Source organism: Vibrio porteresiae DSM 19223, assembly GCF_024347055.1.
In the GTDB taxonomy this organism is placed as follows: domain Bacteria; phylum Pseudomonadota; class Gammaproteobacteria; order Enterobacterales; family Vibrionaceae; genus Vibrio; species Vibrio porteresiae.
Window position 1 is genome coordinate 181654 of sequence record NZ_AP024896.1, and the last position, 22754, is coordinate 204407.

A 22754-nucleotide genomic window follows, 5' to 3' on the forward strand; every position below is an offset into this window, starting at 1 on the left:
CTCCTTTTCTAGATAATAAGCTTCATCCTACTGAATTTATTACAATTTCCCAACCACTTTCTCATGTCATTTCTTGACCTATATTTGCCAATAGCTGATTATGAGCCCAGTTGAGTGCTTGTGACCACATAGACATGTTCTGACGTATGTGAACGCAAGGAAGAATATGACCTATAGAACAGTATGTTACTGGCCGTGTGTCTTTATTTTCTGAACATACTATGAAGACAATGTCTTTAGAAAAGATGATGTCTAAGTCGCTGGGTTATCACAGTAGTTCGATGCTTCAACCTACTTTCCAACATCTGGCAGAAACTCGCTCAGCCATAGCACGAAACCGTTTCTGCTGAATCCTCGCTATAACTCGGCTACACTTTTCGCTTTCCCATCGCTGCTCTCTCATCACAATCGATAGCGTCGAAAACGCACAATACCGAGCAAACGGTATTGTGCTTTGCGATTAGCGGAAGTTTCTTTCTACCAATGGGCGAATGGTTAATTCGTCTACGCTTGCCACGCCTTCTTGGGTGGCCATAAAGAGAATCGCATCACAGACACTTTGTGCATCGAGATAGTCCGGACGCTCAGTGCTGCGAAATGGTGTATCAACGCCGCCGGGATAGAGTGCACACACTTTAACGCCCATCGGGCGCACTTCTTTGCGAAAGACTTGAGTGAGCGCATCAAACCCGGATTTAGCGGCAGTGTAAGCACCGATATTTTCATTAGCAAATTGGCACACGGTAGAGAGCACGTTGATGATGGTGCCTTGCTCGCGAGGTTTCATCGCCACATTGTATACCTCTTGCATAAAGACAAAGGGGGATACGGTATTTAAGGTGATGAGATGTTGCAGATCCGCAATCGCCAAATCGGCGACGGCACTGCGTGCAGTATTGGCACCAGCGCAGTTAACCAGAACATCAATACTGCCTAAAGTGGCATGTGCGTTAGCAACAAACTGTTTTACATGAGCAAAATCGGTGGCATCAAAACTATCGTGATAAAGAATGCTTTCGGTTGCGCCAATGTCCAGTAACAGTTCATCCATTTTGGCCGAAGAGCGACCACAAAATGCCACGTTCGCCCCCAACGCCAGCAGCTGTTTAGTCAGTAATTTACCGATCCCAGAGGTTGCGCCTGTTACTAAGAAATTCAGTTGTTTTGCTTGTTTCATTTGAAATGCCCATCAGCTAAAGAACGCATTATTCTAGAGATAACACCCTGTTGATTCAGCGAGTTATCTCATAGTTTGTGATTTCCTTTGTTGATCTGCACCCTGCGTTGCTACGCGCTAGCGGTAATCCTTAACTACTGTAACGCTTGTTTAAGCTCATTGAGCGTTTGTTGTAGCAGTGGATTGTCTTGGACGGTCAGCGCACAAATATCAGCGGCAATCACCTCACGCAGTGGGATAAAACGGACATGGGGCCAAGCAAGGCTGGCATAGCTTTCTGGCACAATCGACAAAATGCCACGCGTTGAAATCACCGCCAGTAGCGTATTCGGCTCCACCACTTGCTGCACAATATTGGGGTGAAAGCCGCTCTGCTGACAGCGCTGAATGATCCAATCGGTGGAGGATGAATTTTCGCGACTGAGCATGACAAATTCCTGCTCAGTAAGGTGGTTGAGGCTGAGCAATTTGTGGTTAGCCAAAAGGTGATGTTCGGGCAGGGCAACCATCATTTTCTCGCGGTAAAGTGAGGTCATGGTAAGTGGCGCAACGTTGACCGTATCGGCATAACGTACCAACCCAATATCAATGCGTCCTTGCTCTAGCGCCTGTTTCTGTTTCCCTGGTGACATCTCAATCAGATTGTATTTGGTCGCAGGATAACGCTGTTGGAGCTGGTAAAGTGCATCGCCAAATCCCGCCCAGAAAATCGAACTCATTAAACCGATATTGATCGTCTGGTGGTCAACTCGATAGCGCTGTTTGACTCGACTGATGGAGGTGTCGAGCACATCAAAAATCAAACGACACTCTTTTTGTAGTTGCTTGCCTGCGGGTGTCAGTTGCACGTTACGCGTATCACGCAGAAATAATTCGACCTCCATGAGCTGCTCCAACTCACGAATTTGCGCGCTGAGCGGTGACTTGGTGATATTGAGCTGCTGGGCTGCTAAGCTGAAATTTTCAGTTTGCGCGACCTGATAAAAGTAGCGCAGCATTTTGAGCGTGATGCGTTGAGTAGCGTTATCCATAGCAAACGTTTTCTATTGTGTTGGTAATCAGTACAATTGTGCCGAATTTTGAGATTTTGTCAGCATGATAATTAGGGTAAAGTGCAAAAAACGGTTACAGCGAAGGAAAAAACATGTCTGCCGATCCAGTGAATCAAGCTCTCGAAACCATTTATGCGCGTAAGCCAGGCTTTGCGCCAAAAGCAGGTTTTATCTTAGGCTCAGGCCTTGGCATTATCGCCGATGCGCTAGAAGATAAAGTAGTCATCCCTTATGAAGAACTCGCTGGATTCCCTGTTAGCACAGTGGAAGGTCACTCTGGTGAGTTGGTGCTCGGTAAACTGTTTGGCATCGAAGTGGCTTGCATGAAAGGTCGTGGTCACTACTACGAACATCGCAGCATGAAAGTGATGACGAACGCTGTGCGTACGTTCAAGCGTTTAGGTTGTGAATTCATGTTAGTTACTAATGCTGCGGGCTCTTTGCGTCCAGACCGCATTGATGTGGGCTCATTAGTGGTATTTAACGACCACATTAATACCATGCCTGAATCACCAATGACTGGGCCAAATGATGATGAATACGGCCCACGTTTCTTCAGTGTCGCTAACGCATACGATAAAACTCTGCGTGCAGAAGTATTAGACGTTGCTCAACAGCAGAATATTCACCTCAACCAAGGTGTGTTTGTTTCCTACACTGGTCCTAACTTTGAAACCGCTGCAGAGATCCGCATGATGCAAATCATTGGTGGTGATGTGGTTGGTATGTCAGTGGTTCCTGAAGTGATTTCAGCCGCGCATTGTGGTTTACCAGTATTAGCCGTGTGTGCGATCACTAACATGGCGGAAGGTTTGAGTGATGTGGTGCTCTCTCATGAGCAGACCTTAAAATGTGCTAAGTTAGCCGAGAAAGATTTTATCGCGCTGATTCATGCCTTTATGCGCCATCACTTTAACGTTGCCTAACGTTGCAATAAGCGCTAATGGATAACAAAAGAGGACCTAAGCCAAGGTCCTCTTTCTGTTTTGGGCTCATGTCATCTAACGCAATCACATATCGAAGATGGGCTAGAGATCAAGATGAATATTGAAGCCACCTTTACCTTGGCGTTTCACTCGATACATGGCGGTATCGGCAATGGCGAGCCATTTTTCTTCATCATAATTTGCCTCAATATTGATATAGGTGGCGCCAATACTGCAACTGCATGGCACGCAATTTCCTTCAATTTGCATGGCGACTGGGAGAGTCGCTTGGATGCGTTCACAAATATCAATTAGGTTTTTTTCCGGCTCATCTAAGTTAGCCAATAACACCGTAAACTCATCGCCCGCCAATCGAGAGACAACATCATTGGGGCGTAGAGTGTTTTTTAGCAGATGAGCGAAGCGTTTAAGGAGTTCATCGCCGATATCATGGCCAAATTTATCGTTAGCGACTTTTAGACCATCCACATCAATAAACAGTAAGCCCAAATCCGCTTGTTTACTTTCCAGTGCTTGGCGTAAAGCTCGCACAAAAAAGGTCCGGTTGGTCAATCCCGTCAGTGAATCATGATAAGCGCGATATTCGAGCTTTTTCTGGAAGGAACGCAACTCAGTCACATCTTGCGCGAAGATGTAATAGTCTTGCAGACCACTCTCTCCTGGGACTAACTTGAGCTGTAAAAGACGAATCTCATCACCAAAAAAGAAAGCGTTATCAAACACCACACTTTCGCCCATTTTGACTCGGCTTAAAAATGGCTTTCTTTCTAAATAGGCATCGGTTCCAATCAGTTCTTCTACTCTCTTGCCAATCACCTCGCTTAATGGACGGTCGAAAAACTTTTCGTAGGTGCGGTTGGCAAAAATGTAACGGTCTTGATGGTCAACATGGGCGATCAGTACAGGAAGGTGATCAACAATAGTCTCCAATTTAATGTTAACCCTGAGGTTATTGACCACCGATGAGGTCAGGTCTTCGATAAAAAAGAGCAGTAAGGCGTTGCCTTGAATTTTGAGTCGGCTGATTTTAATCACACACCAGTCGTGTGTTTGACCATGGCGTAGATATTCACTATCTGCATGATTTTCAATCACATGAATAGGATTGCTGTCTTTCTCTAAGCGCTCAATAAAGTGATCTAATGAGAACTGAGCAAAGGTCGATGGAAAGAGATCTACAATCGATTCTTCTGCTTGAGCATGGAAGGTGCGCGCAAATTTTTGGTTGCAGAATACCAGAGAGCCATCTAAGTGAGTCACTGCGATGCTAGAAGGACATTGATTGACGATCTGCGCCACGAGCTGTGCCTGATCATGGGGAATAGGGGGGGTAAGTTCAACGTTATTCATTTAGTTTTTCTATCCAATCCCATACGTTGTTTTGGTGAACAACGTTATTTTTATAAAGCCTAATGTATCCGTACTGACGATGATGAGCTGATGGTGCTGTTGTTCACCTTTTCGCGTGACAGTGCCCACTGCCGATATGACACATTGTACCTAGCTAAATTCTTTAGTCTGATCCGTTCTATGCTGTGCTCTGCGGCCCGAGTTTATTTAGGATCACACCTTTTCCGTTCTTTTTATTGTTTCGGTTAAAGCAATGGCTGACGACCACGACTAGCTCCCTTTTTAATTTGGCATCCTGCCTAATGAGTAACCAGCTTAATATGAAACTTATTTATTATCTAATCATTATGATATATATCAGGAAAGACTAAACAAAGAGTGCGACATATTACATATCAAACTGTCTCTGCAAAATATTTTGGATAAAAATTCTGCATTTAGAAATGTGGCTAGGAATTGTTATCACAATGCTATGCAATTCTTTGCTCTGCATTCTCTTTTTAGAGATATTTCATAAAGTAACGAATGTAATTGATTCTTGTCAACAATGTGATACTCATCCCATGATACAAATTGTCAAATTGTAACAACTGGTTTTGCCACTGAGTTTCCAACCATGACAAAGACGAACAATAAATCGTATCCAGAGAGTATTAGCTTTATCTCTACCACAGACTGTTCAAGCTATATCACTTATGCGAATAAGGAATTTTGCGATATCGCTGAGTATTCAGCAGAAGAATTGCAAGGACATCCCCATAATATTGTTCGTCATCCGGACATGCCGAAAGCGGCGTTTGCTCAGTTATGGAGCTATGTTAAACGCGGTGACAGTTGGATGGGGTTAGTCAAAAACCGTTGCAAAGGCCCACGCCACTATTGGGTGTCGGCTTTTGTTACGCCAATTAAAAATGCCGCAGGCGAAGTGGTGGAGTACCAATCGGTTCGTTCTAAACCAACCGCAGAACAAATCCAGCGCGCTGAAGCACTCTACGCCAAAATGAATGCGAACAAGAAAGTCTCTTCATGGCGTTTTTCCTCACTACTGACGACACAAATTTTGGTTGCGACATCGACCGTTCTCTCTTTAGTCAGTTGTGCGGTTACTGCTCCTTGGTGGCTCTCTGCGTCAAGCGCTGTGTTGGGTATTGGTGCACTGCTTGTAAGCGTTTATTGCAAAAGTCGGATGACGCAGGTAAACAAATTGGCCAAGGCGGCTTACGATAATCCGCTGATGGAGAGTGTTTACACGGGGCATTTTGATGATTTGTCGGCCATTGAATTAGCACTGATGATGCGTAAAGCGGAGCTACGAGCGGTTGTTGCGCGCAGTGCTGATACATCAGAACAGATCCTTGACGATGCCAATAAAGAGCTTGCGAACTTGCAAGTGGTTGAGCAAAGCTTAACCTCGCAACAACATGAAACGGATCAGGTGGCGACGGCCGTAGAAGAGCTCACTTATGCTATTAATGATATTGCAAATAATGCAGCCGAGAGCTCCCGTTTTACGGAAGATGCGCAGATCGAATCTCTTACTGGGTTGAAAAAAATCGACACGACTATCGAACAGATTCGGGTATTGGATAGGGAATTGGCTAACAGCCGCACCATATTAACCAGTTTGTCTGAACATACACAAAAAGTGGAAATGATTCTGGATGTGATCAATTCGATTGCAGAGCAGACCAACTTGCTTGCGTTGAACGCAGCCATTGAAGCGGCTCGAGCTGGGGAGTCTGGCCGAGGTTTTGCTGTGGTGGCGGATGAAGTGCGTCAATTGGCGGCCAAAACCGGTCACTCTACTCATGAAATTCAGACCATGATTGCTCAACTGCATGAATTGACTAATCAAGTTGTCGACAGTATGACGCAGGGCTCTGATCTTTCGGAACTTTGTAAACAGCGCGCTGATGAAACGGGTCAAGTGATTCGCAGTATTTCAGATAAATTGGCTTTGATTACCGATAAAAGTCAGCAAACTGCGGCGGCAGTAGAGCAGCAAGCTATTGTCACTAAAGAAATTTCAGCTAATACGATGAACATCAAGTTACTGGCGGAAAAAACATCATGTGCTTCTGGTGAGTCTGTTGATCGTACTCGAGATCTGGTGGACAACTTGGAAGATCTGTCGCGTCTTATTAATCAGTTTAAAGCTTAGCTTTCGTCATACAATCGAAGCGGTAGAACAAGCTAGCGATATAACAACATAGCAACAGAACAATATAGAGGGGGTGCTGTAACAGGCATTCCTTTGCCTTTTCGCTACGGCTATCAGTATGAATAGGATAGCGGCACAACAGCATTAGCTGTTTTTACTCTCATGCACTGTGTAGTGGTAGTTCACATCCACTTGCGAGCGGTATTGTGTTGTACCGTCTTGCTGCATAAAAGGTTCTACTTGTACTTCCATATCGCGCAGTCGTGTGCTGCCGTAAACCATATCTGGGTTGTAGATAACAAGTTTGTCTTTCAGCTTGGTGCCTGGTAGCTGTTGCAGGTCATGAATTTTCTGTAAACCAGCATCATAAGCTTCTTGTTTAGTACTGTAGACACCTGAATCGATGGTTGTTTCACCGACGTTAAGGTGAGTTTGAGCTGCGAAAGCTCCTGCGCTAACTGTCATTGCGGCTAGGATAAAAATCGTCTTCTTCATGCGATATCTCCTTCATGTATTTTTGTCGTGATGTTTCTTTTGAACACGAATTCATCCTATCAATGCCTAAGTTAGGAGTCTGTCAGGCAATGTCAGATGTTGGATAGAAAACATTTGGGATTTTTGCAATTTCACCGGTTAGTAAGGGATTTTTCAACACTGTTAGCGTTGTGTCAGGAAGCTGTCAGTGGCATTCATATGAGGTTCATTTTCAAAGGCCTTTTTATCACCCACTCCTCTTAGGTTAACTTGCTAACCACCGAGGAGGAGTGAAGGGGAGTGATGACGCTTAAACGCGAGGTTTAGAAACTTCGTCGAGCAGATAAAAGAGTGACTGATAGGGAATGCCGCTGTGATGAGAAAGCCCGATTTCACAGGTACGGCTGTTACTAAAGCCGCGATGACAATCTGCGGGCACTTGCTCTCTTAATGTGGCTACCGCAGCAGCATTGAGCTCTGGTGTCACAAATCCTTTATCACCCGCCCAAGCACAACAAGTGATGTGTTCAGGGATCACCACATGGCTCACACACTGCTCGGCAATCTGCCGCATCTCTTTGGCCAAGCCTAGATGCTGCGTGCTGCAGGTGATATGCAACATGATGGTTTCCTCTTTTTGTTCGATAGTGAGATAAGGCAGCAAATAGCGGGTGATAAAGCCGACTTGCTCGTAGATCTCAAGTGGCATGTGAAAGAGTTCAATACTGCGTTTGGCACAGGGGCTCATATCCATTAATACGGGATAACGTCCTTGCTCAGAGGCTTGCCATAAAATGGCTTCTAACTGGTGCGCTTTTTGTGTTGCAATCTCAGTCATGCCTTTACTGTCGTAAGGCATACCGCAACAGGTGTCATTGAGTGCGGCTGGCAAGATAACATCGTAACCTGCCTTGTTTAATACAGAGAGCACCACTTGCGTAATAGGACGTTGATCGGGATTGTCTTGCTGCTGTCCCATATTGCGACTGGCACAAGAGGGCATGTACACCACGCGTTTTTTGCCCTCTTGATGCATGGCTTGAACTTCTTGCTCTAATGGAAAACGGTTTGCGGTTGGCAGCTCTGGAATCCATTTGGGAATGGTATCGAGAGAGACTCTTCGTATGCCGGAGGTAATCGCACCAACGGCTTTGGTGCCGATAACCGATGTAGTGAGCTGATTGGCTTTAAGACTGGCGTTAACCAATTTGGTGGTGGTCGAAAAGTGTTCTGATGTCCAGCGCGCAATCGGAGTAAAGCGGCGGTATTTGGCGGTACGCAGTTGTTTAATCAAGGCACCTGTGTTGATTTCAACAGGGCAGCGCTGGGCACATAAACCTGTAGCAGCACAGGTTTCAATGCCAAGATAATCAAACTCTTTTTCTAAGCTTTTCGCTCCTTCAGTGTCGTTTTCACGACGACGTCTTTGCAATTCACGATAGAGTACAATGCGTTGCCTTGGGGTTAGGGTTAACCCACGTGAAGGGCAGACTGCTTCGCAAAACCCACATTCGATGCAGCGGTTAACCAAAGGATCTGCGGCGGGCATCGGTTTAAGATTTTTTAGGTGAGCACTTTTATCATCGTTGATGATAACGCCTGGGTTCATGAGCCCTTCTGGGTCAAAGAGGGCTTTTATCGCTTGCATCAAACGATAGCCTTCCTGTCCCCATTCCAATTCGATAAAGGGTGCCATGTTACGACCAGTACCATGTTCTGCTTTGAGTGAACCCTGATATTTGACCGCAACCAACTCAGCGACATCCTGCATAAATGCCCCATAGCGCGCGATCTCTTTTTCATTGTCAAAGGCTTGGGTAAACACAAAATGCAGGTTACCCGCCAAAGCATGACCAAAGATAATCGCTTCACTGTAGTGGTATTTGTCAAACAGAGTTTGTAAATCGCGAACGCCTTGGGCGAGTTGTTCGATAGGGAAAGAGACATCTTCAATGATGACTGTGGTGCCCACTTCGCGCACCGCACCGACAGCAGGAAACATACCCTTGCGAATGCCCCACAGAGTGTCGACGGTTTTGGCATCGGAAGTAAAAGGGATCGAGTGCAGCATTTGGTCTTGATTGAGTAGCGCCATGACACGTTCGCATTGTGTGACTAGTTCCTCATGCTCAGTGGCGCGACATTCCATTAGGAGAGCGGCGGCTTCCAAATCCAGCTCGGCGATAAAATCAGGCATTCCCGCTTTATCGGCAACCGAACGCATTGCCCGTCCATCCATCATCTCAATGGCTGCAATCTCCGTTTTGGCGAGCGCTGTGACGGCTTGGCTGGCTTGCTCGATATTGGCAAACACAATCAGACAGGAGGCTTTGTGGCTGTGCTCAATCACAGTGCGATAAGTCACTTCAGCGATAAAGCCTAATGTGCCTTCAGAGCCGATCATCAGATGTTTAATCACATCGATGGGATCGTGGTAATCCACCAAGGCATTCAGCGCGTAGCCTGTGGTGTTTTTTAAGCGATATTTGTGTTTGATGAGTTGCGACAGTTCGCTATTGGCTTGAGTTTGATTGACGAGCGTGGAGAGCTGAGCAATCAGCGCTGGATGGCTTTGATAGAACTGCTCGATACTGTCAGGAGAGGCCGTATCGAGCAGAGTGCCATCGTAAAACACGATTTTCATGTTATCGATGGTTTGATAAGAGTTTTGCGCGGTGCCACAACACATACCACTGGCGTTGTTGGCTGCAATGCCGCCGATTTTACAGGCGTTAATTGACGCAGGATCGGGCCCAATTTTACGTTGAAAAGGGGCTAGGTATTGGTTGGCATCACTGCCGATAACACCGGGCTGCAAACGGATGCGCTCACCTTTATCTAAAATCTGGTGTGAACGCCATTTGTCGCTGAGCGTAATCAATACGGAATCGGAGATTGCTTGACCCGATAAGCTAGTTCCTGCCGCACGAAAGGTATAAGGAATGGCCAATTCGCGGCATTGCTTAATGGTAAAAATGACTTGCTCTAAAGAGTCTAAGCGCAAGATAAGTTCAGGAATGAGGCGATAAAAGCTGGCATCCGTCCCGTAAGCAAGGCGGCGGGTCGCATCGGTGATGATTTGGTCGGAGTCGAGTTTGCTGCGTAAGCGTTCTAACAATAGAGGATAGCGCTTTGTTTGTGGCTGTGATGACGAAAGATCTGTTGGCATATGGCTTCCTAGTGCAGAGACTGCATTGTTATTATTTTGGGTTGATGGGGTTATTTTGTTATGTTCTGCAGAGTTAGGGCTTAAGGTAGATCTTTATTTTTTGTGGATATATGGAAATAATGAAATTCATTATTTCCAAAAGTGATGAAATTATGCGTGCAGATGATCTGATTTTGTTTGCCCAAGTGGTGGACTGTGGCAGTTTTAGTTTGGTAGCCGAGCAACTTAACGTGACCAATTCGGTGGTCAGTAAACGCATCTCCCGTCTTGAGCAAGATTTAGGTGTGCAGCTTTTGTATCGCACCACGCGTAAGTTAAGTTTGACCGAAGCTGGCACGATGTTACTGACTCAAGCTCGTCACATCCACGCTGCAACACAAGAGGCATTTGATTCAGTGGCCGGTATGGGAGAGCAGATTAGCGGCACCCTTCGCTTGTCAGTACCGACTATCTCTGGCGAGTTATTGCTTGCTGAGGCCGTTGCCAAATTCTGCCGTATGCATCCACAGCTACGTGTTGATATGTCCCTCGATAACCGATTTGTAGATGTGGTCGCCGAAGGCTTTGATCTGGTTATTCGAACTGGGCAACTCAACGATTCAAGCTTGATCGCCCGGCATCTGGTTGAATCGGAATGGCTCATCTGCGTTTCCCCGAGTTATCTTGCTCAATTTGGTACCCCCAACGCTCCTGAAGAGCTGAGTCAGCATAATTGCGCCCTCTACCATCAATCTGGTGCGACCGCGGATGACTGGCATTTTCGTCGTGATGGAAAAGATTTCAGTGTCAAGGTAAGTGGGCAAATGAGGCTGGATAATGGACAAGCGTTAAGACGAATTGCATTGAGTGGTGAAGCGATTGTGTTTTTGCCTCGTGTCTTGGTTTATGAAGATTTGCTTGCTGGCAAATTGGTTGAGTTATTCCCTGGTCAGGTACAAAAGACGCTCGGCATTTACGCGGTTTATCCTTTTACCCGTAAAGCGCCATATAAAATTCGTTGTTTAATTGAGTTTTTGCGAGAGCAGTATCAGCGCAAGCGTTCCTACTTCAACTCCCAGCGTTAAGTTCCTATTCAATGGTGATCTTAGTCACTATATGGGGCGGCTTTACCTATCCACGAACAGAGCATAATCGCGTATATTGTCTTTATACGAATGAAGTCGGGATCAGCAAGTTGGGCAAAAATAAAAATACGATAGGGGCGTTGTTAGTACTGATTGCGACGTTCACGCTCACCATCAAAGACAGTGCAGATAAGTATCTGATGTTACATCACTATCATCCGGTGCAAATTTTATGGTTTCGCTTTGCTATTCCAGCGCTTATTCTCGCTTTTACGATGCGCAAAGAGTTTGTGGTGTCAGTCAAAGTGACGCAGTGGCGCCTTCTCGCCCGTTCAGCGATGTTTTTGTTTTGTGCCTTGGTATCGGTTATCGCGCTAAAAGACATTCCACTTAACACCTACATTATGATTGCTCAGCTTGGCCCAATTGCTTACATGTTGGCTGGCATCCTGTTTTTCAAAGAGAAGTTTTCCGGATTACGGTGGGGAGCAACCCTGCTTGGCTTTTGTGGGGTGATGGTGATTTTGCAACCCTCGGGCAGTGCGGATTTTAATTGGATGTATCTATTGCCCTTGTTGATTGTGTTTGCGGCAACGGGCTACAACTTGATCACCAAAACCATCAGCAGTGATGTGAGTTTTCTTTCGATCTTTATCAACACGTTTTGGGTGTTGGGTTGTGTTGCCTCGGTGTTGCTGCTGGTGAATCCGAGCTGGTGGGTTACGCCACACTGGCAAGATGTGCCATACCTCTTAGCGGTTCCTATTGTGACTCTGGTTTCGCAGTTTTGCCTAATCAAAGCGATGAAACTTGCTGAAGCAAGCTATTTGGCACCTTTCTTCTATTTCCAAATCGTCTTCGCTTGTTTGATTGGCTACTGGTGGTTTGGCGAAGTACCGACCCATGCGAGTCTTATTGGGGGAATACTGATTGTGTGTGCTGGGGCACTGCTGATGCTAAAACGATCCCCCGCGAAGAAAACATCGACAGAGCAAGCATAAAAAAGCTCAGTCCGCTTATCGCGGACTGAGGTTTTATTAGGCTAATGATTTGGATTGCTCAACGCCCATGTTTCTATTTTTGGGGGGGAGCTTGATTCGGTTTAAGCGGCATCCTCAATAGTAAAGGAGGCTGCAATTAGCTTTTTCGTATACTCATGCTGCGGGCGGTGGAAGATATCGCTCGCGCTACCTTCTTCCATTACTTCCCCTTTTTGCATTACGAGTACTCGGTCAGACAAGGCTTTAACCACGCTTAAGTCGTGACTGATGAACAAAAATCCGATATTACGACGCTGCTGAATATCTTTAAGCAGATCAATCACCGTCAGCTGAACAGAACGGTCGAGTGCCGAGGTCGGTTCATCGAGCAAAATGAATGAAGGTTCCAGGATTAAAGCACGCGCAATCGCGATACGTTGACGCTGACCACCTGAAAACTCATGGGGGTAACGGTTAATCGCGCTAGCATCAAGACGAACTTCTTCTAGTGCCTGTTTTGCTTTCAACATCCGTTCATGTTTGCTCATTTCTGGGCGGTGAACGGTCAACCCTTCGGTAATGATCTCGCCGATGGTCATTCGTGGTGACAACGAACCGTATGGATCTTGGAACACCATTTGAATGTCTTTTTTCAGTTCCAGCTTCTGTTTATTAGACAGCGCGCGATAATCTTGGCCTTTGAACTCAATGGTTCCTGTTGACGGTAAGAGACCAATCAAGGCTCGTCCCAGAGTGGATTTGCCGCTGCCTGATTCGCCTACGATACCTAAGGTTTCACCTTGTTTGAGTTGTAGTGAAATTCCTTTCACCGCTTCAAAGTATTCATTGCGGCTTTCAATGAAATGAGGTTTGACCAGAAACTTAACTCGAATCTCTTCGGCTTTCAGGAGCAGTGGCGCAGCTTCTTCGACCGGTGTTTTTTGCCCGCGAGGAATGGAGTTAATCAGCATACGCGTGTAATCCTCTTTGGGATCACGAAACAGCTGTGCGGTTTCTCCCTCTTCGATCACATCCCCATTGCACATGACCAAGACGCGATCAGCCACGTGTTTAACGACGCCTAAATCATGGGTGATGAAGAGGATTGCCATGCCCATTTTGGCTTGAATCTCTTTAATGAGGTTGAGCACTTCGGCTTGAACCGTCACATCCAAAGCGGTGGTCGGCTCATCGGCAATCAACACATCGGGCTCATTAATCAGCGCCATGGCAATCATGATGCGCTGCAATTGACCGCCTGAAAACTCATGAGGGAATTTCTTGTAAGCGCCTTCTGGGTTAGGCAGTTTTACCAGTTCAAATAGCTCAAGTACCTTTTGCTTGGCTTGGGCACGAGTGACGGTTTGATGGCACATCACCGCTTCTGCGACTTGAATTCCAACACGCAGGTAAGGATTGAGAGAGGTCATCGGCTCTTGGAAGATCATCCCCATGCGGTTGCCGCGTACCTTACGCATTTCTGCTTCAGTGCGATTAAGCAGCTCTTCACCTTCGAACAGAATGCTGGCACCTTTATGTAACAGGGCATTCTTGGGTAACAGTTGCATTACCGCATTGGTGGAGACCGATTTACCACTGCCGGACTCGCCTACAATGGCTAATGTCTCGCCGATGCTTAAGTCAAAATTGACGTTACGCACCGCGTCGACAATACCATCGTTGGTAGTAAAGCTGACCGACAAGTTACGTACCTGTAAAAGTGGTGTCTGTGACATGCATACTTCCTAATTAATTCATTACTGCCACACTCGGCTGTAACTCATTAAAACGTTTAAGTTGAGTAAAATAATGGTGTGCGCGTTCGACTTGTTCATATTCTAATTGCCATTGCGCATTACGTTGCGCATGGCAGAACGCACCCATGTGTTTAAGCAGGTCTTCACTCTGTTTTTCAAGGACAGGCGCGACGCTGCCAATCAGATCTGAAGACTCGATAGCGAGAAATTGCATTAGCCCATAAGACTGATTCAGTACCTCAAACGCGCGGTGCTGTTGTCCCATGTTGTTGAGAATTTCCGCTTGATATACGGCGGTATCTCTTAGGCCAGCAATCAGACAGGCGAACTGACACGGTTTGGTGTCATGATCACTGGCTGCTTGATGAATATGTCCGGGCAAGTCGTGAAGCACGTCCTCAAGCAGATAGTGAGCTTGTGGCCAATGGCCCTGTTTAAGCAATTCTTCAGCTTTAAGGAAGCTTGACCAGCACTGTTGTAAATCCATCTTCGGTTCTCCAAGGATTCAGATGAACTATTATTTAAATGCAATTAGTTCTCAATTGCAAATGATAGTTATTGTTATAAGGGGTGTTGTTGGTTGATTTTTGTCCACTTAGACGGGGGTAAGGGGTAAGTCACTAAATATTCGATGATTTCATTCTAGACTTAGGCTAAAACAATATTCATACCAATGAATGGAGGGGGAGTGATGGCGATTAAGACTCTAACCGCTGAGGAGCTGTACAAGGTTGCAGACCTTGAAGCGCTGCCATGCAAGTCAACAAAAGAGCTGCCACCGATCGATGAAATCGTCGGGCAAGAGCGAGCACAAAAAGCGGTGGAATTTGCCATGTCTATTCGGGAAAAGGGCTACAACATGTATGCCATTGGCCGAAATGGATTGGGCAAACGCACCATGATTCTCCGTTATCTAAACCGTCACCAACACGGTAGCGAAGCGCTGTTTGATTGGTGTTATGTGGCGAATTTCGAAGATATCCGCACGCCAAAAGTGCTGAAATTGCCAAGTGGTATTGGTGTTAAGTTGCGTCAAGATATCGAGAAATTGATGGCGCGCTTAGTCAAAGCGATTCCGCTCGCGTTTGACAACGAAATCTATTTTAGTCGTTCAGAGAAACTCAAAAACCAATTAACCCAAAAGCAAGAGTCTGAACTAGAAAACATCACTAAAACCGCGAAAGAGCGAGGCGTAAACCTTACGATTACTCCACAAGGCGACTACCAATTTGTGGCGATGAACGGCGAGGAGATGCACACCGAAGAGACATTTGATGCGCTGAGTAAGAAAGAGCAAGAGTACTTTAGCAATACCATCGATGAACTCGAAGTGGCACTGCGCAATATGGTGCGCCAACTGACCGAGTGGGAAGAAGGCTACAGTGAGAAAATCAAGAAGCTAAATGATGAAGTGACCATGAGTGTGATTGGTCATTTTATTAAGCAACTGAAAAAGAACTACAACAAATATCCTGAGATCAAAAACTATCTCAATGATTTACAGAAAGATATTGTCGAAAACGTCGACATCTTTTTGGAAGAAGATACCGATCAGGCGGAAGTGTCGACCGCGGCGCTGGATAAGCGTTTACCGCGTCGTTATAAAGTGAACGTGTTGGTCAGCCGTCCTTCGGATGAGTTGCCGATTGTGGTCGAAGAAAACCCTAACTATCACTCTCTATTTGGCTACATTGAAACAGCAACCTACAAAGGAACCGTCTTTACCGACTTCTCATTGATTCGTGCTGGTAGCTTGCACAAAGCCAATGGTGGCGTGCTGCTGATGGACGCTGTGAAAGTGTTAGAGCAACCTTACGTGTGGGATGGTTTGAAACGGGCACTGCGCTCACGTCAGCTCAGCTTCACCTCACTGGAAAAAGAGGTCACGCTGACGGGGACGGTATCACTTGATCCTGAACCAATTCCATTGGATGTGAAAATCATTCTGTTTGGTGATTACCGTACGTATGAACTGCTGACTCATTACGATCCAGAATTTGGTGAGCTGTTCCGGGTTACCGCCGATTTTGAAGATGAAATGAAGCGCACACCAGACTCAGAGCTGCATTATGCACGTTTGATTTCCAGCATGGTGCACGATAATGGGCTGTTGCATTGCGACCGCAAGGCGATTGCTCGCATCATCGAGCACAGTTCGCGCATTACGGGCAGCCAGATGAAACTGTCACTGCATGCGGCGCACATTGCTAATTTGCTGCGTGAGGCAAATTACGTGGCGAAACAAGCCAATTCGACCATGATTCGCCAAAGCCACGTTGATGATGCACTGCATAACCAAGAGCTGCGTGTTAATCGCTTGCAAGAAAGCGTGATGGAAACCTTTATGGATGGCACCACGCTGATTCAAACGCAAGGCACGGCGATTGGCCAAGTGAATGCGCTTTCGGTGTTGGCGACCAATGATTACGCGTTTGGTGCGCCGAACCGTATCACTGCGACCACCTCTTACGGTGATGGAGACATTATCGATATCGAACGCAGCGTGGATTTGGGCGGCAGTATTCACTCGAAAGGGGTGATGATTCTTTCTGCTTATTTGAACTCTGTGTTTGGCCGTACTGCGCGTGTACCGCTCACAACGACCATTACGTTTGAACAAAACTATGGTGGTGTGGATGGCGACAGTGCGAGTATGGCGGAGTTTTGTGCTATCGTTTCTGCGTTCTCCAAACACCCGAACCGCCAAGATATTGCGATTACCGGTTCCATGAACCAGTTTGGTGAGTCGCAACCGATTGGTGGCTTAAACGAGAAGATTGAAGGTTTCTTCAATGTCTGTCAGATCAAAGGTCGACACGATGAACAAGGGGTGATCATTCCTCGTTCGAACGTGCATAACTTGATGCTGCGCTCTGACATCGTAAAAGCGGTTGAGAAAGGCGAGTTCCACATCTGGGCAATCGACCATGTTACTGAAGCGATTGAAATTTTCACTGGCAAGCAAGCGGGGGTGGCAACTCAAGATGGTAGCTATCCTGTCGACACCATTTTTGGTTTGGCTCAAGCCAAATTAAACGCATTGCGTAAGTAAAATTATCGACCGAGTGAAAAGCCTGAGTAACCGAGTTTACTCAGGCTTTTTTTATGTAAAAAAGGTCGAATTTAGACCATGTTGCTGCCTATCTTTGCCTTGGGCATTACGATATAGTGATTTTCCTCTTTGTTTTTCATTTTATAACCGTAATGGTTTCCTCGGAGTTGTGATGGAACATGACGAATCCCTATTTCGTTGGGATCGCGTGCGGCGTTTTACCAGTCCTGTTTGGGCGGTGTTGCTTGGCACTTTGTTAGTAAGAACCACCTATTTTATGGCGTGGCCATTTTTGATTGTGTTTTTGTATCAAGATTACCAAGCGAGCGCCGTGTTTATTGGGACAACATTGGCGCTTTCTGCCACCGTTGGCTCGTTTACTGGCCTCTATGCGGGTTATCTTTCCGATCGTTTCGGTCGCAAAGTCGTCATGGTGGTAGGCGCATTGATTGCCATTTTCTCTTTTGGTGGTATCGGCTTGGCGAATCAGTTGTGGCAATTTACTTTGCTGGTGATTGGCACAGGATTGATGCGCCCGATGATCGAAGCGCCAGCCAAGTCGGTTATCGGCGACAGTTTAGAAAATAAAAAGGATCGCGAGTTAGCACTGAACTTACGCTACTTCTTGATCAACTTTGGTGGGGCGATTGGTCCTCTGATGGGGATTGGTTTAGCGTTAGCGCATCCGCAAGTGCTGTTTCTCGCCACGGGAGTCAGTTATCTGATTTACTGTGTGGTGTTGATGGTGTTTTTGCCTTCTGGTCGAGTGGCTACTCCAAGTGGTTCCGATCTGCCCAATTTTGCTCAAACACTACGCGTGATCTCAAAAGACAGTCTCTTTATCAAAATGCTGGTGGCGAACTTCTTACTGATGTTTATCTATGGTCAGGTCGAGAGTTCATTACCGCAGATCATTGTCCGTTCAGGGTTTGATGAAGCTGCGACTTGGGTCTCAGGCTTGGTGTTAGTCAACACCGTTACTGTAATTGTGTTTCAATTTCCTACGCTCAAACTGATGGAGCGCTTGCCTCTGTTTGCACGCTCACGAATTGGCATGAGCTTGGTGGGGCTGTCTCAGGTGGTGTTTCTCTTTTCGTCGCCAGAATGGCCAGAGGGTTGGTATATCGCTGCATTTATCTTGGCGTTAGGTGAAGTGATCACCTTCCCAACCCTTGGGGTACAGATTGACCGTTTAGCGCCACCTCATTTACGGGGTAGCTATTTTGGAGCTGCGGCACTCTACTCATTAGGCTTTGCCGTGGCGCCAGTGGTGGGTGGCATATTGATTGCCTGGGGCGGTTCGGTGGTTCTCTTTGGTTTGTGCCTGCTGATGAGTGTCGTGATGGTCGGGCTGTATTGGCTAGCGGAACATCAACCCGATACCATGGTGCGTGAAAGTGCAGCTCAGTTGTAGCAATGATGATTACGATTGTTATGCCTGCTCGAAGAGCAAAAAGCGAAGCTCGTGAATACGCTCTATGCTAAGTGAAACAATAAGGCTCACCTCGGTGAGCCTTATTGTTTTGGCTTAGATTTGACGAACGTAAGCGGGTTGGCTAAGGTTGTGATGACTTAACACAAACTGCCAAACATTGATGTTACGAGCGCGAAACGCACCAGCACAGCTCAATAGGTAGTAACGCCACATTCTTCTAAAGCGTTCACCGTATTTTTCGGCCAATTCCGGCCACGCTTTCTCAAAGTTTTCACACCATGCCACTAGAGTCTTGTCGTAGCTTTCACCGATATTGTGCACATCTTCAATCACGAATTTGTTTTCCACCGCTTGGGCCAATTGGACAAAAGAGGGGCACACACCGTTGGGGAAAATGTATTTATCAATCCAAGGGTCGGTTTTCTCTGCGGACTCTTTGCCACCAATGGTGTGCAGGACAAATAAACCATCGTCTTTGAGCATGCGTTTGGCACAACGAAAATATTCGTCGTAATTACTTGGGCCAACGTGTTCAATCATGCCGACAGAGACGATACGGTCGTATTTCTCTTTAGGTTGGTATTCGCGATAGTCTTGCAGCACAAACGTAACGGGTAGGCGTTTGTCATCAGCGATTTGCTGACCTAGCGCGGCTTGCTCATGAGACAGGGTAATACCATCGCAAATCACGCCATATTTTTCAGCAGCGTAATTCATAAAACTGCCCCAGCCACAGCCGATATCCAACACTCGCATCCCAGGTTTTAAACCGGCTTTACGGCAGATGAGGTCGAGTTTTGCTTCCTGAGCTTCTTCAAGATTTTCTGCATGATGCCAATACGCACAGGTGTAGGTCATGCGTTTGTCGAGCATTTTCTGGAAAAGATCGTTGCCTAAATCGTAGTGAGAAGAAACGTCCTGTTTAGCGCGATTGATACTTTGGGGATTGACGAAATCTCGGAGCTTCGCCCCTGCGACATTCAACCCAATTTTAAATTTGGCTTTGTTATCCAGATGGGCTTCCAAATCGTGGCGCAACACGCGGTTAATGAGCTCATCAATCTGCTCGCATTCCCACATACCATCCATATAACTTTCGCCCAAACCTAATGAGCCTTGGCTAAATACTCGGTTGTAAAAAGCGTTATCCAAAACTTTGACGTCCCAAGGGCGAGAACCATTGATTTGAATATCAGTGTCTTTGAGTAAGTCCTCAAACAAGGACTGTAACCCATGCTGATCAATGGGGTTAGATAGTATCATCTGTGATCTCTCCATTTTCGTGCGAATGTTTAAGCGACGAGAGAGAACAAAAAAGTTGTTCCTAACGACTCTGGTCGCTCATTTATCTAGCGAACAATAGGTCGGATTCAGAGGGCAAAGCTGTCTTTTCATATCGGGTATGAAGACAGGCAGTTTGAGAGCGGCGTGTATGACGATGCGCGAAGCATTGCGATAGGGAAAAAACCGAGCGCGGTCTTTTCCCTAAGAGATTTGAGGTCAGCGAATAAAGCGTTTATTCACTCGTTTGGTCAGTTTGATCATCAGTTCATAAGGGATAGTTCCGATATGCGCTGCGACGGTTTCAACTGGTAAATGATTACCCCAAAACTCTACGTCATCTCCCACTTTGTCCTGAGCATTAGGACCTAAGTCAACGGTTATCATATCCATGGACACTCGGCCTGAGATAGGTACGATGCGTCCATTCACGTACACAGGGGTTCCCTGTGGTGCGGTGCGGGGAAAGCCGTCACCGTAACCCAGCGCGATAACCCCCATAGTGGTGTCGCGTTGGGAAGTCCAAGTTTGGCTATAACCAACAGGTTGATTAGCTTGGTGTTGTCTTACTGCGATCAGCTTGGACTTCAATGTCATTACTGGTTGTAAACCGTGTTGGCGTCCAGTTTCACCTTCACAAGGTGAGACGCCATAAATGGCAATCCCGCCACGGCATACTTCAAAATAAGCGTCATGCCAGAAAAGAATTCCGGCGGAATTGGCTAAGGTTTTCGGACCAGCATACTGGCTTGTTGCTTTTTTGAACAGGTTTATCTGTTGTTGAGTTGTGGGAGAGTCCAGATCATCCGCGCAACTAAAGTGACTCATAAACCCGACGTTTCCGGCAATTTTACCCGTACGTTCAATTTTACTAACGTAGTCTGAAACTTCGTGAGGTTGGACACCTATGCGGTGCATCCCAGTATCTACTTTTAGCCACACCGAAATGGGTTTGGTTAACTGGGCTTCTTCAAGATCGCGTAGCGTTTCCTGACAATGAATTGCTGTATGTAACTCCAATTCGGCTGCAGTTTCAAGATCTTCTTTGCAGAAACATCCTTCCAAAAGAAGGATAGGTTGAGAAATTCCCGCTTCTCGCAGTTCTACCGCTTCCTCAATTCGCGACACGGCAAACATGTCTGCTTGAGGAAGTGCTTTGGCCACTTCGACAGAGTTGTGACCATAAGCGTCGCCTTTTACGACCGCGACAAGCTTTTGATTTTTAAGGCGTGCTTTTAAGTTATCGTAATTGTGCTGCAGAGCGGTTAAGTCAATGATGGCTTGTGCTGTAATCATAATCTTTCCTGATTTTTTATCGAAGTTATCCTCCTCATTGCTGAGGAGGATTGAACTTACTTATTTATTGGTTTCCATAGTGATTGCTTCTGCCTTACGTTCGGAAGCAAAGTAGCCTTTTGTCAGTTTAATCACGACAGGGCTGAGTACTGCGAGTGCAATTAAGTTCGGAATCGCCATCATGGCATTGAGGGTGTCGCCAAGTAGCCATACAAAATCAAGCGACATGGTTGCGCCGACTGGCAGAGCGAGAACGAAGATAATGCGAAACGGCAGAACCGCTTTATGGCCAAATAGATAGGTTGCACAACGCTCCCCATAAACAGACCAACCAACGATGGTAGTGAAGGCGAAAATGGCCAGCGCTACGGCGACCAAATAACCTCCAATACCAGGCAGAACTTGATCGAATGCAGCAGAAGTTAAGGCTGCACCTGACTCACCAGATGTCCATTGACCTGTGATGATGATAACTAATCCGGTAATCGAACAAATCAAAATGGTGTCAATAAAGGTTCCTAACATGGCAATCAAACCTTGACGGACAGGATCGTCTGTATGGGCGCTGGCGTGAGCAATAGGGGCTGAACCTAAACCCGCTTCGTTAGAGAACACGCCACGAGCAACACCGTAGCGGATTGCCATCCACACCGTTGCACCAGCAAAGCCACCTTGTGCAGAAGAAGGAGTGAAGGCTTCTTGAATTACCGTACCAATGGCAGGTAACACCGCATGCGCATTTGAAATGAGAATCACCGCGCCACAGCCAATGTAAGCCACTGCCATGAATGGAACGAGCGCACCAGCAAAAGCACCAATACGTTTGATCCCACCAAGCAATACGGCGCCAGCAAGCACCATAACCACAATACCGACGACCAAAGGTGAAATAGCAAAGGTGGTGTCGAGCACTTGGGCAATCGAGTTAATTTGCACTCCATTACCGATACCGAAACAGGCTACCGTACCAAACAAAGCAAATAGGGTACCCAGCCACTTCCATTTTTCGCCCATGCCATTTTTGATGTAGTACATAGGGCCGCCAACATAGCTGCCGTTTTTGTCTTTTTCGCGAAAATGTACCGCAAGAACCGCTTCAGCAAACTTGGTTGCCATGCCAAGTAACGCCGTCATCCACATCCAGAAGAGTGCGCCAGGACCACCGATAAACACTGCGGTCGCAACACCGGCGATGTTACCTGTCCCTACTGTGGCAGAAAGAGCCGTCATCAATGCTTGGAAAGGAGGAATTTCACCTTTTCCTTTGTCGGTGGTTTGACGTCCACTCCAAAGCAGTTTAAAGGCGCGACCAATATTAAATAGCGGCATAAACTTCAAGCCGATGTTTAGAAAAATGCCCACACCCAAGATCATCACTAGCATGGGGACGCCCCATACTAAGCCGTTAATCTTCCCTAATATATCTTGAATCAGTTCCATCCCTGTCTCTCTCAATTAATCCCTAACGTACTGACAAACTTGGCGATACATCCACTCACATCTTCCTTAATTGTCGCCAATGAGCGTAATGCTATCGCTCAGTTTTCCAGTCATTGGGA

General features: G+C 46.4%; 16 protein-coding genes. 6 read left to right on the forward strand and 10 right to left on the reverse strand.

All coding sequences use genetic code 11. From position 1 onward, the window contains the following. Window positions 1-460 precede the first annotated feature (460 nt). Together OCV11_RS17425 and OCV11_RS17430 are read right to left on the reverse strand one after the other, a co-directional pair. On the reverse strand, window positions 461-1177 hold the full coding sequence (locus OCV11_RS17425) for an SDR family oxidoreductase (protein WP_261897295.1): 717 nt from the start codon (window positions 1175-1177) through the stop codon (window positions 461-463). 134 nt (window positions 1178-1311) lie between these two features. Beyond that, window positions 1312-2208 carry a LysR family transcriptional regulator gene (locus OCV11_RS17430; protein WP_261897296.1) on the reverse strand — a complete coding sequence of 299 codons (897 nt, stop codon included), beginning with the start codon at window positions 2206-2208 and terminating at the stop codon, window positions 1312-1314. A 113-nt stretch (window positions 2209-2321) separates the two neighbouring features. Between OCV11_RS17430 and xapA the strand changes: the two genes are divergently transcribed. Next, the gene (gene xapA / locus OCV11_RS17435) at window positions 2322-3155 is read left to right on the forward strand and encodes a xanthosine phosphorylase (RefSeq protein WP_261897297.1); all 834 of its coding nucleotides are present in this window, start codon (window positions 2322-2324) and stop codon (window positions 3153-3155) included. A gap of 102 nt (window positions 3156-3257) precedes the next feature. On the opposite strand, the gene OCV11_RS17440 is transcribed toward xapA, so the two are convergent. After that, entirely contained in the window at window positions 3258-4526 is a 1269-nt protein-coding gene (locus tag OCV11_RS17440; protein WP_261897298.1) for a sensor domain-containing diguanylate cyclase, read from the reverse strand. Between the two features lie 616 nt (window positions 4527-5142). Between OCV11_RS17440 and OCV11_RS17445 the strand changes: the two genes are divergently transcribed. Continuing rightward, complete coding sequence (locus tag OCV11_RS17445; RefSeq protein WP_261897299.1) at window positions 5143-6687, forward strand: methyl-accepting chemotaxis protein; 1545 nt, start codon at window positions 5143-5145, stop codon at window positions 6685-6687. A gap of 144 nt (window positions 6688-6831) precedes the next feature. On the opposite strand, the gene OCV11_RS17450 is transcribed toward OCV11_RS17445, so the two are convergent. Together OCV11_RS17450 and OCV11_RS17455 are read right to left on the reverse strand one after the other, a co-directional pair. After that, the gene (locus OCV11_RS17450; RefSeq protein ID WP_261897300.1) at window positions 6832-7182 is read right to left on the reverse strand and encodes a DUF3316 domain-containing protein; all 351 of its coding nucleotides are present in this window, start codon (window positions 7180-7182) and stop codon (window positions 6832-6834) included. Between the two features lie 289 nt (window positions 7183-7471). Next, window positions 7472-10330 (reverse strand): FAD-binding and (Fe-S)-binding domain-containing protein, encoded by a 2859-nt coding sequence (locus OCV11_RS17455; RefSeq protein ID WP_261897301.1) that lies wholly within the window; start codon window positions 10328-10330, stop codon window positions 7472-7474. Between the two features lie 152 nt (window positions 10331-10482). Here OCV11_RS17455 and OCV11_RS17460 point away from each other — a divergent pair, with 152 nt between their 5' ends. Continuing rightward, window positions 10483-11394, forward strand: a complete 912-nt coding sequence (locus tag OCV11_RS17460; RefSeq protein ID WP_261897947.1) for a LysR family transcriptional regulator — start codon at window positions 10483-10485, stop codon at window positions 11392-11394. A 110-nt stretch (window positions 11395-11504) separates the two neighbouring features. Further along, on the forward strand, window positions 11505-12395 hold the full coding sequence (locus tag OCV11_RS17465; protein WP_261897302.1) for a DMT family transporter: 891 nt from the start codon (window positions 11505-11507) through the stop codon (window positions 12393-12395). Window positions 12396-12496: 101 nt separating this feature from the next. Here OCV11_RS17465 and OCV11_RS17470 read toward each other — a convergent pair whose 3' ends face one another. After that, window positions 12497-14110, reverse strand: a complete 1614-nt coding sequence (locus OCV11_RS17470) for an ABC transporter ATP-binding protein (protein WP_261897303.1) — start codon at window positions 14108-14110, stop codon at window positions 12497-12499. Between the two features lie 13 nt (window positions 14111-14123). After that, the gene (locus OCV11_RS17475) at window positions 14124-14618 is read right to left on the reverse strand and encodes a hypothetical protein (protein ID WP_261897304.1); all 495 of its coding nucleotides are present in this window, start codon (window positions 14616-14618) and stop codon (window positions 14124-14126) included. 204 nt (window positions 14619-14822) lie between these two features. Between OCV11_RS17475 and OCV11_RS17480 the strand changes: the two genes are divergently transcribed. Beyond that, entirely contained in the window at window positions 14823-17183 is a 2361-nt protein-coding gene (locus OCV11_RS17480; protein ID WP_261897305.1) for a Lon protease family protein, read from the forward strand. 172 nt (window positions 17184-17355) lie between these two features. Continuing rightward, window positions 17356-18597, forward strand: a complete 1242-nt coding sequence (locus tag OCV11_RS17485; protein ID WP_261897306.1) for an MDR family MFS transporter — start codon at window positions 17356-17358, stop codon at window positions 18595-18597. 114 nt (window positions 18598-18711) lie between these two features. On the opposite strand, the gene cfa is transcribed toward OCV11_RS17485, so the two are convergent. The 3 genes from cfa to OCV11_RS17500 all read right to left on the reverse strand — a co-directional run bounded on the left by cfa (window position 18712) and on the right by OCV11_RS17500 (window position 22635). Further along, window positions 18712-19881, reverse strand: coding sequence for a cyclopropane fatty acyl phospholipid synthase (gene cfa / locus OCV11_RS17490; protein ID WP_261897307.1), 1170 nt, complete (start codon window positions 19879-19881; stop codon window positions 18712-18714). Window positions 19882-20118: 237 nt separating this feature from the next. Continuing rightward, window positions 20119-21195 (reverse strand): alanine racemase, encoded by a 1077-nt coding sequence (alr, locus tag OCV11_RS17495; RefSeq protein ID WP_261897308.1) that lies wholly within the window; start codon window positions 21193-21195, stop codon window positions 20119-20121. Window positions 21196-21255: 60 nt separating this feature from the next. Next, window positions 21256-22635, reverse strand: a complete 1380-nt coding sequence (locus OCV11_RS17500; protein ID WP_261897309.1) for an alanine/glycine:cation symporter family protein — start codon at window positions 22633-22635, stop codon at window positions 21256-21258. Window positions 22636-22754 lie beyond the last annotated feature (119 nt).